The organism is Shewanella inventionis, assembly GCF_014641855.1.
GTDB lineage: Bacteria > Pseudomonadota > Gammaproteobacteria > Enterobacterales > Shewanellaceae > Shewanella > Shewanella inventionis.
In genome coordinates, this window is sequence record NZ_BMII01000013.1 from 56,902 (window position 1) to 68,369 (window position 11,468).

General features: G+C 43.3%; 10 protein-coding genes. 5 read left to right on the forward strand and 5 right to left on the reverse strand.

Annotation, left to right across the window (positions count from 1 at the left end; genetic code table 11):
- Window positions 1-100: 100 nt before the first annotated feature.
- The 4 genes from hutU (at window position 101) to IEW93_RS09075 (ending at window position 6,278) form a co-directional block, all read left to right on the forward strand.
- Window positions 101-1,771: a urocanate hydratase gene (hutU, locus tag IEW93_RS09060; RefSeq protein ID WP_188739010.1), complete on the forward strand. Its 1,671-nt coding sequence runs from the start codon at window positions 101-103 to the stop codon at window positions 1,769-1,771.
- 3 nt (window positions 1,772-1,774) lie between these two features.
- Window positions 1,775-3,313, forward strand: a complete 1,539-nt coding sequence (gene hutH, locus IEW93_RS09065; protein ID WP_188739011.1) for a histidine ammonia-lyase — start codon at window positions 1,775-1,777, stop codon at window positions 3,311-3,313.
- Between the two features lie 237 nt (window positions 3,314-3,550).
- Window positions 3,551-4,819, forward strand: coding sequence for a mechanosensitive ion channel family protein (locus IEW93_RS09070; RefSeq protein WP_188739012.1), 1,269 nt, complete (start codon window positions 3,551-3,553; stop codon window positions 4,817-4,819).
- Window positions 4,820-4,832: 13 nt separating this feature from the next.
- Window positions 4,833-6,278, forward strand: a complete 1,446-nt coding sequence (locus IEW93_RS09075) for an alpha/beta fold hydrolase (protein WP_188739013.1) — start codon at window positions 4,833-4,835, stop codon at window positions 6,276-6,278.
- Between the two features lie 2 nt (window positions 6,279-6,280).
- On the opposite strand, the gene IEW93_RS09080 is transcribed toward IEW93_RS09075, so the two are convergent.
- The 5 genes from IEW93_RS09080 to IEW93_RS09100 all read right to left on the reverse strand — a co-directional run bounded on the left by IEW93_RS09080 (window position 6,281) and on the right by IEW93_RS09100 (window position 10,343).
- Complete coding sequence (locus tag IEW93_RS09080) at window positions 6,281-6,853, reverse strand: lysophospholipid acyltransferase family protein (protein WP_188739014.1); 573 nt, start codon at window positions 6,851-6,853, stop codon at window positions 6,281-6,283.
- Window positions 6,854-7,037: 184 nt separating this feature from the next.
- Complete coding sequence (locus IEW93_RS09085; protein ID WP_188739015.1) at window positions 7,038-7,505, reverse strand: DUF2489 domain-containing protein; 468 nt, start codon at window positions 7,503-7,505, stop codon at window positions 7,038-7,040.
- A 94-nt stretch (window positions 7,506-7,599) separates the two neighbouring features.
- Window positions 7,600-8,148: a Der GTPase-activating protein YihI gene (gene yihI / locus IEW93_RS09090; RefSeq protein WP_188739016.1), complete on the reverse strand. Its 549-nt coding sequence runs from the start codon at window positions 8,146-8,148 to the stop codon at window positions 7,600-7,602.
- 55 nt (window positions 8,149-8,203) lie between these two features.
- On the reverse strand, window positions 8,204-8,866 hold the full coding sequence (locus tag IEW93_RS09095) for a class I SAM-dependent methyltransferase (RefSeq protein WP_188739017.1): 663 nt from the start codon (window positions 8,864-8,866) through the stop codon (window positions 8,204-8,206).
- An 853-nt stretch (window positions 8,867-9,719) separates the two neighbouring features.
- Entirely contained in the window at window positions 9,720-10,343 is a 624-nt protein-coding gene (locus tag IEW93_RS09100; protein ID WP_188739018.1) for a c-type cytochrome, read from the reverse strand.
- A 265-nt stretch (window positions 10,344-10,608) separates the two neighbouring features.
- On the opposite strand from IEW93_RS09100, the gene yihA reads away from it, so the two are divergent.
- Entirely contained in the window at window positions 10,609-11,274 is a 666-nt protein-coding gene (gene yihA / locus IEW93_RS09105) for a ribosome biogenesis GTP-binding protein YihA/YsxC (RefSeq protein ID WP_188739019.1), read from the forward strand.
- Window positions 11,275-11,468: the final 194 nt, after the last annotated feature.

Consider the following 11,468-nt stretch of genomic DNA (forward strand, 5'->3'; position numbering starts at 1 on the left):
TAACTGCAAGACAAAACAAGACAAAACAAGACAAAACAAGACAAAACAAAACAAAACAAAACAAAAAACCAAACCAAATTAATTGGTTGAAGAGGATAATATGGATAAACGACACGACCCAAGTAGACGCATTATTGCGCCACACGGCACTCAATTGCAGTGTAAAAGCTGGTTAACAGAAGCTGCGATGCGGATGTTAATGAACAACCTTCACCAGGATGTTGCCGAACGCCCAGAAGATTTAGTGGTGTACGGTGGCATTGGCCGCGCCGCGCGTGACTGGCAAAGTTACGACAAAATTATTGAGGTGCTGCAACGTCTTGAAGATGACCAAACCTTATTGGTGCAGTCTGGTAAACCTGTTGGGGTGTTTACTACTCATGCTAATGCGCCGCGAGTGATTATTGCTAACTCAAACCTGGTACCGCATTGGGCTAACTGGGAACACTTTAATGAGTTAGATAAAAAAGGCTTGGCAATGTACGGCCAAATGACTGCGGGTTCTTGGATTTATATCGGCTCGCAAGGCATTGTGCAAGGCACCTATGAAACCTTTGTGGCCATGGCAAAGCAGCATTTTAATGGCTCGTCAGCAGGTAAGTGGATTTTAACCGGTGGCTTAGGTGGTATGGGCGGTGCGCAACCTCTGGCTGGTACTATGGCAGGTTACTCAGTGTTAACTTGTGAAGTGGATGAAACCCGTATCGATTTTCGCATGCGTACAGGTTATGTGGATAAAAAAGCCACATCATTAGATCAAGCGTTAGCGATGATTTATGAGGCTAATCAAAACGGTAAGCCGGTATCGGTGGGCTTGCTTGCAAATGCCGCCGATGTGTTTAGTGAGTTAGTCACCCGTGGTATTACCCCTGATGTGGTGACCGACCAAACCTCGGCGCACGATCCTTTAAACGGTTATTTACCACAAGGCTGGACTTTAGAGCATGCCGCTCAAATGCGTAAAACAGATGAGGCGGCAGTGGTTAAAGCCGCTAAACAGTCGATGGCGGTGCAAGTGAGGGCCATGCTTGCATTGCAAGCTGCGGGTGCGGCAACAACCGATTATGGTAATAATATTCGCCAAATGGCCTTGGAAGAAGGCGTAACTAATGCCTTTGACTTCCCTGGTTTTGTGCCAGCTTACGTGCGGCCATTATTTTGTGAAGGTATTGGGCCATTTCGCTGGGTTGCACTCTCTGGCGATCCTGAAGATATCTATAAAACTGACGCCAAAGTTAAAGAGCTTATTCCAGATAATCCACACCTACACAATTGGTTAGACATGGCACGTGAGCGCATTGCGTTTCAAGGTTTGCCTGCTCGTATTTGCTGGGTTGGACTTAAAGATCGTGCCCGCTTAGCCTTAGCCTTTAATGAAATGGTTAAAAATGGTGAGTTGTCAGCGCCGATAGTGATTGGCCGAGATCATTTAGATTCAGGCTCGGTTGCCAGCCCTAACCGTGAAACCGAAGCCATGCTAGATGGCTCAGATGCGGTGTCAGATTGGCCATTAATGAATGCGCTGTTAAATACAGCAAGTGGTGCCACTTGGGTGTCATTGCATCATGGTGGCGGTGTCGGGATGGGTTTTAGTCAGCATTCTGGTGTGGTGATAGTGGCCGATGGTAGCGATGAGGCAGCTGTTAGGTTAGGGCGCGTATTGTGGAATGACCCTGCAACTGGGGTGATGCGTCATGCAGATGCGGGTTACGAGCTTGCTAAAGATTGTGCCAAAGCGCAAGGCTTAGATCTACCAATGTTAGGAGCTTAATTCATGTCGACATATTCATTTGAACTGGTGCCAGGTACCTTAACATTGGCGCAAGCACGTGCGATTAGCCGCAATAGTGTGGCATTAACTTTAGCACCGCAAGCGGTCGCTGAGATTAATCAAAGTGCTGAAATCGTCCAACAAGTGCTACGAGAAGGCCGTACTGTTTACGGTATCAATACCGGGTTTGGTTTGTTAGCCAACACTAAAATTGCCCCAAAAGATTTACAGTTATTACAACGTTCAATCGTATTGTCTCATGCGGCAGGTATTGGACAATACATGCAAGATGCCACAGTGCGTTTAATGATGGTGTTAAAGATTAATTCATTAAGTCGCGGGTTTTCGGGCATTCGTTTAGAAGTGATTGAGTTTTTAATACAGTTGGTTAACGCTGGCGTGTATCCGTGCGTGCCTGAAAAAGGCTCAGTGGGTGCATCGGGCGACTTAGCGCCATTAGCACATATGTGTTTGCCGTTATTAGGCGAAGGCGAAATGAGTTATCAGGGGCAAATTATATCAGCGGTCGAAGGGCTTGAGATTGCAGGGCTAAAACCCATTGAACTAGCAGCTAAAGAAGGGCTAGCCTTGCTAAATGGTACCCAAGCATCAACAGCATTAGCATTAGAAGGTTTGTTTAATGCAGAAGATTTATTTGCCGCTAGCTCTGTTATTGGTGCCATGAGTGTTGAGGCGGCAATGGGCAGTCGTAGCCCTTTTGATGCGCGCATTCATGCTGCCCGTGGCCAAAAAGGCCAAATCGATTCAGCGGCGATTTTTCGTCATTTGTTGACTCACGAGTCTGAAATTAGCTTAAGCCACACGCATTGTGAAAAAGTACAAGATCCTTACTCGCTGCGTTGTCAGCCACAAGTATTGGGTGCGTGTTTAACCCAAATCCGTCAAGCAGCCGAGGTGCTAGGGGCTGAAGCAAATGGCGTAACCGATAACCCGTTAGTGTTTCAAGATACTGGCGACATCATTTCGGGCGGTAACTTTCATGCAGAACCTGTGGCCATGGCGGCAGATAACCTGGCAATTGCCATTGCCGAGATAGGCGCTATTGCTGAGCGTCGTATGGCATTGTTAATTGACTCTAGCCTGTCAAAATTACCGCCATTTTTGGTTAATAATGGTGGGGTGAATTCAGGCTTTATGATTGCTCAAGTTACAGCAGCGGCATTGGCGTCTGAAAACAAAACCTATGCTCATCCAGCCTCGGTAGACAGTTTACCTACATCGGCAAATCAAGAAGACCATGTGTCGATGGCGACGTTTGCCGCGCGTCGTTTACGTGATATGAGCGAAAACACCCGTGGTGTATTGGCAATAGAGTTACTGGCCGCAGCCCAAGGGCTTGATTTTAGAACGCCATTACAACCCAGCCCATTGGTGGCCATGGCAAAAGCTGAGCTACGGGAAATTGTGGCGTTTTATGATCAAGACCGCTACTTTGCGCCAGATATCGAAAACGCCGTTGAACTATTATTGAGTGCAACTTTTAATCGCTTGTTGCCCAAAGAGCTAATGCCAAGCTTTTAAGTTTAACGTTTCACTTTTTGAGGGTTAAACTTACTTTACCAAAAGGTCCTTTTTGTTTGATAAACTGTCACATTACCGCACCGTCGTTGATGGTATGCTGAGTGAACCTTTTTTAAATTGATGTATGCAATAGCATGCATAATGTAGGTAATGAAACCTCTGATTGCGTTTTGTCGTTAAGCGTTCTTTTGTTTAAAGCGCTATGTTGTTAAGGGCTATGTTGCTAAGGAATTGTGAGTGAATACTGAAGTGCGGATTGAAATTGCGGACTGGTTAACCCGCTTAGGTATTAATAGCCAACCTACTGATGGACTTGCCACCTCCATATTAATTTTTGCTTGTTTAATCATTGCGGGCATTGGTTATTATATTGCGCATCGGTTTGTTGTGAATGTGCTTAATGTCATTATTCGTCGCTCGTCGATAACGTGGGACGATATTTTTATGCGTTTTAATGTCCTTGAGCGTCTTGCGCTATTAGTGCCGATCGGTATTCTCGATTTGCTTATACCGATAGTGCTGACCTCGCACGAGTTTGCCAGTGCGGTGATTGATCGCTTGCTAAGTTCGTTATTAGTGGTCTTTATTTTACGCGCCATTTACAGTGCCCTTAATGCCGCTGATCAGATTGCCGACGTTAACCATATCAATCGCCGTTTACCGGTAAAAAGCTTTGTACAGTTAACCAAGTTGTTCTTATTTTTTATTGGCTTAATTGTTGTTTTTTCGATACTAGCCGACCAGTCGCCTATTTACTTTTTCAGTGGTTTAGGTGTTGCGACTGGTTTTGTGATGTTGGTGTTTCGCGACACCATTTTAGGCTTTGTTGCTGGTATTCAGTTAGCCGCTAACCGTATGGTCAGTAAAGGCGATTGGATCCAAATGGACAAGTATGCCGCAGACGGCGCGGTGGAAGATGTAACATTAACGACCGTAAAAGTCCGTAATTGGGACAATACCATCACCATGATCCCCGCGTATGCATTGGTGTCAGACGCTTTTAAAAACTGGCGGGGCATGTCTGAGTCTGGTGGGCGTCGGATTAAACGTTCAGTCAATATAGACGTTAATAGTATTCAGTTTTTAACCGATGAAGAGCGCATACGTTTAGGGAAAGTGAATTATTTAAAAGAATATTTACCGCAAATATTTAATGAAATAAGCGCAGCCAATGCCAATGTGAGCGATATTGACATGAAAGTTAACGGCAGAAGGCTAACCAATATCGGAACATTTAGAGCGTATTTACAAGAGTATTTACGTCGCCATGACAAGGTGCATAAAGACATGACCTTGATGGTTAGGCAGCTCGCACCTACCACAGAGGGCTTGCCGATTGAATTGTATATTTTTACCAATGATATTCGTTGGACCTATTACGAAGCAATTCAGGCTGATATTTTTGATCATATTTTTGCCGTGTTGCCTGAGTTTGGTTTACGCGCCTTCCAAACACCAACAGGCAATGATATCCGCAGTATTAAACAGATTGAACACCTGGATTGATAAAGGTTTAAACGTGGGTAAACAATTAATTTTAATGTTGCTGGTGGTTTGGGCATTGCCAGTAGAGGCTAATTGGCTAAACGACATTAATAGAAAAGTGCGCTCGCTGGGGGAGCAACCAGTGCCTGTTGCTAATCCGCTAACCGAGCTCGAATTGACTGACTATCCAACTCAGTATCATTATGAGCGCATAATGGTTCCTACTCATGATACGCCCTTATTTGTTTTGCAAGCTGGGCTTGAGCATCAAAAAACCGTGATATTGATCCACGGTTTAGGCGATTTGGCTTCTAAAGACTGGTTAAATGTTATCCCTGCGTTGGCCCAACAATATCATGTGGTTGCAATTGACTTACCTGGCTTTGGTTTGTCTCAAGGGGCGGTATTTACCTACTCGCCAAAAGAATATGCCAAAGTGATCGATTGGGTTATTGGGCAGTATCGCCATTCTGATGGGGTGCATTTAGTGGGCCATTCAATGGGGGGCGCGATTAGCCTATATTACGCCAACCAATATCCAGGACGTATTGAACGATTAGTCTTAGTTGACGCCGCAGGGATTTTGGATCGTACCGCCTATATTAAGCACCTTTCTACCCGAGATAATGATCAAACCGATTTACCTCAAGGGCTAAGACGTGTCATTGCGCGCGTTGATAACTTTGCCGATAAAATACTCGAAAAAACGGGCACAGGACTCGATCCAACCAGGCTCTTTAGTGGCGATTCGTCTTTGCGAAATATGACGATTGGCGACAAAACTAACATGAATGCGGCATTAGCATTAATGGAGCAAAATTTTTCGGTACTTAATTATCAAACAATGCCTGCAACCCAACTCATTTGGGGGGCTCTTGATACCGTCGCGCCATTGCGGACAGCTAATGCGTTACAACATGTTCTTCCACTTTCGCAATTACAGGTGATTAATGATGCTGGCCATGTGCCGATGAAATCGCATCCACATGTTTTTAATCAATTGCTACTGACCAGTTTACAAGGCCCTGTGGTGAGTCGTTTGCAACCTTCTAACAATGTAAGTCAGCGAGTTGGCCATTGCTTTCAAGACGATAAAACTCATTTTAGTGGGCAGTATAAAGAGATTATATTGAATGACTGCAAGCTGGTGCGTTTTAATCGTGTCGATACTGAATCACTATCCATGACAGATTCGATACTCTCTATGGAGAAAAGTCGTGTTGGACGTGCAGGGCAAACTCTGCAAATTACTCGTAGTGCGATTAACGCAACAGATACCGAAATACATGGACGTATGTACAGCCAACATAGTCGTTTTGATTTTGCTGGCGTGACTTTTTACGGTGAGTCGCCGATGTTTGTATCACAAGCATCGACAAGATTAGTGCTATCGTTAACCAGAATGATAACGCCCACTCAATCAACGCGATTAGGTGGGAGCTATGTGTTGGCTGAACAAAGCTTAGAGAGTGCGCTTTAGTATTAAAGGCGTTCGTTTGAGGGCTGCACCTTGTACACTGGAATGTTTTTAGTACGATAACCTTTAATTGAGCGAAAAAAATCCATGAGTTGATTTATTTCAACTTCAATATCACCCGTTGGCGTCATTGGTGGTGAGAGCACAATGGTTTTGCGGCCAAAATCTAACCCCACCGGCACTATGTCTACGTTTGATTTCATTGCGATATGATAAAACCCGCTTTTCCAGCGTGTAACAGGGCTGCGTGTCCCTTCTGGAGCCAAGGCTAATTTATAATTAGGGTGTTGCTCAAACAATTGTGCCGCACCATCCACTAAGTTATTGTGTTTGCGCCTATCTACTGGGCTGCCACCCATGGCACGAAACAACCATCCCCAGGGTGCAATAAATAATTGATGTTTGCCTAAAAAGTGAATGTTGGTGCCTAATGCGCTGCGGGCAATAATGCCAATAACAAAATCCCAGTTACTGGTGTGAGGGCCAACAATCATTACGCAAGGTTGAGTTTTGTCGAGTTGGCCTTCAAATTTCCAACCGATAAGACGGAGTAATCCTGAGCATATTGAACTTAACATATTGAGGTCCTAATCTGAGCGTTTACGCTTCTTGTTATAAAGCACCAAAGTAGTGCGTACATTGATTAAAGCATATCAGTCATTATTCGCCAATGGCGTTTTGTTGGAGAAGTTGACGAGTTTATGATTCATAACCAACACATAGGCTATAAGCAAACTCGTCGTTTATCGCAAAAAGGGGAGATCAATGAGTTTTAGGCTGGTCAAATTGAGCGATACGCTTGGCTTCATCTAATATTGCTTGCTCAAGCTCAGCTTCAGACTTCATTCGTTCAAAATCAAATTTCATCCGCTGTTGTTTGGGTAGTGCTTTGCGTGCTTCCATGATGGGATGCTCTCTAATAATGTCATAGTGAGCAAACAGGTTAGGGAAATCGCCTATCACTTGTTCTGACATCGACAATGCATCAAACAGTTTGCCTATGCGCACCACGCCTTCAGAAAGCTCGCAACGGTCTTCTAACATAGCGGCTGCAATATAGCGGATGTCGGTGAGAATTTGTTGCCTGCGCTCTTCGGCCTTTGCTTGGCGTTCAGCTTGCGCTTGTTGATTGGCTTTAGTGCGACGTTGAAGCGTAAGTAATAAGTGGGCTGCGTAACTTGCTAGGGCAATAATAATGAGTGACGCAATGACGATAACAATAGTAGGCACAATTTATCCTTTTTTGAATACAAAACTGGCGCCTATACCTATTCGACTAGGTGTGCGCCAGTTTACTCCATTCAAATGAAATTCATTGAGTGGTTTAGTCGTGTTTTTGGTAATCTTTAAGCAGATCGGCACCTGATTCGAAACGACTTAATAATTCATCGTCAGACAGTTGCTTTTTAGGGCTTTCGACAGTTGTTTCGTCACCGTCTGTTAAGCCTAAGCGCTGCATTAACTGCTCAATTTTGTCTAATTGAGTGTCTAACCATTTTTGGTCAGTGTCAGATAAGTCACGGCCTTCTTCAAGCTGGTCAAGTAGCTGGTTCAGTCTTGGATCTTCTTCCAGTTTCAATAACTTCTGTTCGTCAGATAATTTAGGCTGTTTTGGCTTAACCACTAACGGCTCAGTTATTGATGTTGGTAACGTTAATGCCACAGGTTTTTTACTGCCGTGACGCGCGTCTTTTTTTACCGAAGAGCCATTACCTGAAGCTTGTTTAAGCAAGGCTTCATTATGGCGACTGCCAGATTTACGACCCGTTTCTGATTTTTTACCATCGACCGCTTTACGGTCGGCTTTTTTTACTCTTGGGGCAAACTTAGGGCCGTTTTCGCCGCCTTTGCGAGTTTTTTTACTGCGAGCCATGATGTTCTCGTTAGGTTTTCTTAACACGTCCTTGCAGAGTAATTTCTACAAGGCACTAAATATGGATGCGCTTTATATCAGGTTTTGACGATTTTTGCATCAAAACCAGATCTTTCGATGCAAATAATAGCTCAAAATCGCTATTGGAGGCTAAATATTCGAAGGTTGCTTGCTGATAAAAGCTCACGTGAGTCGGATTATTTTTATAATGCCACTTAGCAAACAAAGCTTTGTCGGTCATTAAAGGGGTGCTAATTGCTAGCCAGCCATTAGGTTTAATCAGTTGATTCAATAATTTCCATTCGCGAATGGGGTGCCTAAAATGCTCAAAGACCCGATAACAACACACAAAATCATAGCTTTGACTCAAAACAGACTGATCGGCAGCAAAGAAGGGGTCGTATTGATTAACCTGGTGGCCAGCTTCCACAATCGTTAGTTGGCTTTTTTCATCAAGTACTCTGCCAAAGTTTAACCCTTTTAACGGGCCTGTTTGCTGTTGGGCGATTTGCACCAATAGTGGCAAAACAAATTGTGATAATTGTTTTTGTTTCGATGATTTTTGTGCCCGACCATAACGCTGACGCTCTAGGCTTGGCATGAGGTGCGATTTTGGGTTAGCAAATAGTAAACCGCATTGTGAGCATGTATAAAATGCCCTTTTTTTATCTTGTAAAAAAAAGTCCGCTTGATGGCTACACAGTGGGCATGGGTTCATTAACGGCAGCTGCACCTATACATAGTGAAAACAGTAAATTATGCGAATATCCAAATTTTCATTTAGAGACTCATTGTACCCATATTTTTACGACAGTGAACATTGTCGCGGCAGGAATGGAATAAAAACACATAAAAAAAAGGTGGCAGTAAACTGCCACCTTATAAAATAGTGCTTAAATGCACTTTATTCTGATTCCAAGTATCCGTACTTGCTATGTGACTATCCCGGTCAGATCGTAACTTTTATTGTGCTTTCCGTGCTTTTGTAGTTGTTATTGGTCATCGCTGACGCTTTTTTATATTCTGTTGCCGTCCTGACTACAGCTTCCGTAGATGGTCTTCATTGACGCATCATTATCCTATTTGTCTTCTATGACTTAAAGCCAACCATCCTTGTTTTTTGTACCTTCGAGCAAGCTTCTTATGGATGCATCCCCAACAAAATGTTGTTCTGCGATTATTTGAATCATTCAAATAATACCAAAAGGATTACTCTGTTGTGTAAGGCAGTGCTAAATAGCGAGTTGACCAGCCGGTCTGTTCCTTACAAGTTTTACGACCTGGGTTTCAAACTAAAACCGCGACTCATTTTTATTATTGTTGAGTGGCCTTAAATTATTATTGTTATGTGTTTTCTTTATTCTTATATCTTAAATGTGTCTGTCCGAAATCTGCTTGATGTTATTTGATTTATGGTTCAAACAGCTGGGTTTACCTCGGTACGGGGTGTATTTAACTCTAAAACCGTGAGGCATGTCAAGTAATAATGCGTGCAGTTGACGTAAGCGTAAACTTTGAGGCGTAAAAAAGGGCAAATTATTGCCCTTTTTTATTAACACTTATCCAGCGTATTATTTCTTAATATTTGAAATATATTTAGATAGTGCTTCGATATCGGCATCTGACAATTTTTTAGCAACATCTTGCATCATGCCGTTTAAATCGTTGTTACGAGTGCCGTCGCGGAACTTTGTTAACTGAATTTTGATGTAATTAGCATGTTGACCACCAATCATTGGGAAGCCAGCTGCAGCTGCACCACTACCATCAGGACCATGACATGCAATACATGATGTTATACCGCGAGCAGCATCGCCACCTTGATATAGTTTCTCGCCGGCTTCGGTGCCTTCAACCGCTGGGTTAGCTGATTGAGTTTGGCTAGCGAAGAATGCAGAAATGTCTGCAATGTCAGTATCGGTTAACGCGATAGACATGCCACCCATGATTGGGTCCATACGGCCTTCTTTTCCACCTGTTTGCATGGCAGAGCGGAATTCTTTTAATTGTTTCTCAAGGTATGCAGGATGTTGGCCTGCAAGCTTTGGATACATATCAATCATGCTGTTGCCGTCAACACCGTGACAGGCAGAACATACGATTACTTTAGTTTTGCCGGCTTCAGCATTACCTTCAGCCATAGCAGGTGATGACATAGTGGCTACTACAGACAGCGCAAGAGCTAACTTTTTCATGGCGTTCCAACTTCTTGTTAATTTATTGTCCTGAGCTTACTAGGAAGACCCGCAAGCGTGGTAAAATACTTTTTCCAAGCGCTTTTGATGTAGTGTACGTCGTTCAGGTAGAACGAGATCAATTATTACTACATCACACATATCAGCGTTGCTTGGGTATATAATGTGATCAGGCTAATATTTTACACGAAAACGTGCAAAAGTAAGCAATTGTTGAACATTTATGGTAAAGCGTTTACTGAAAGTAATTTAATTGGAGTGACTAGTGACCGAATCTCGTATCGATTTCCGTAAGGCAAAATTTTTAATCAGTGCGCCAGATATCGCGCATTTAGATCAATATCTTCCTGGGGATGTTGGCGTTGAGATTGCATTTGCTGGACGTTCCAATGCCGGAAAATCGAGTGCTTTGAACGCACTAACAGAACAAAAAAGCCTTGCCAGAACCAGTAAAACGCCAGGACGGACGCAGCTTATCAATGTGTTTCAATTAGATGAAGATCGTCGATTGGTCGATTTACCTGGCTATGGTTTTGCACAAGTGCCTTTAGCACTTAAAAATAAATGGCAGCAAGCATTAGGCGAGTATTTACAAAAGCGTGCTTGCTTAAGTGGTGTGGTGGTTCTCATGGACATTCGACATCCACTTAAAGATCTTGATATGCAAATGATTGAGTGGGCTGTATTAAGTCATATTCCTGTTTTAGCCTTGTTAACAAAGTCTGATAAATTGACTCAGAGTGTAAAAACTAAGACGGTTAATGAAGTGCGTAAGGCTTTAGCTGAGTTTGGTGATAAGGTGCACGTTGAGCCGTTTTCATCACTAAAAGGAACTGGCAAACCCAAGGTGCTGGGTATTTTGAATGACTGGTGTCATCCAACTTGGTTGGCTGAACAAAAAGCGTTGCAAGAGCAAACTGAGTCAGAATAGCGTTGATGTTTGAACAACCATATTGAATTAACCGACATTGAGTCGGTTTTTTTATAGGTGGTCGACATTAAAATCAGGCAAAAAAAAACCGACAACCAAGAGGCTATCGGTACAAAAATTAGCTCTTTTGGGGAGAAGCTAAATTCAACAAGACTCAAGTGTTATCAACTCAATTTGACAACCCTCAATGACCA

Excerpts from the sequence above, each read along its gene's own strand:
- hutU (WP_188739010.1), top strand. The coding sequence starts at position 101 with ATGGATAAACGACACGACCCAAGTAGACGCATTATTGCGCCACACGGC.
- hutH (WP_188739011.1), top strand. The coding sequence starts at position 1,775 with ATGTCGACATATTCATTTGAACTGGTGCCAGGTACCTTAACATTGGCG.
- IEW93_RS09080 (WP_188739014.1), bottom strand. The coding sequence starts at position 6,853 with ATGTTAAGTTCAATATGCTCAGGATTACTCCGTCTTATCGGTTGGAAA.
- yihI (WP_188739016.1), bottom strand. The coding sequence starts at position 8,148 with ATGGCTCGCAGTAAAAAAACTCGCAAAGGCGGCGAAAACGGCCCTAAG.
- IEW93_RS09095 (WP_188739017.1), bottom strand. The coding sequence starts at position 8,866 with ATGAACCCATGCCCACTGTGTAGCCATCAAGCGGACTTTTTTTTACAA.
- IEW93_RS09100 (WP_188739018.1), bottom strand. The coding sequence starts at position 10,343 with ATGAAAAAGTTAGCTCTTGCGCTGTCTGTAGTAGCCACTATGTCATCA.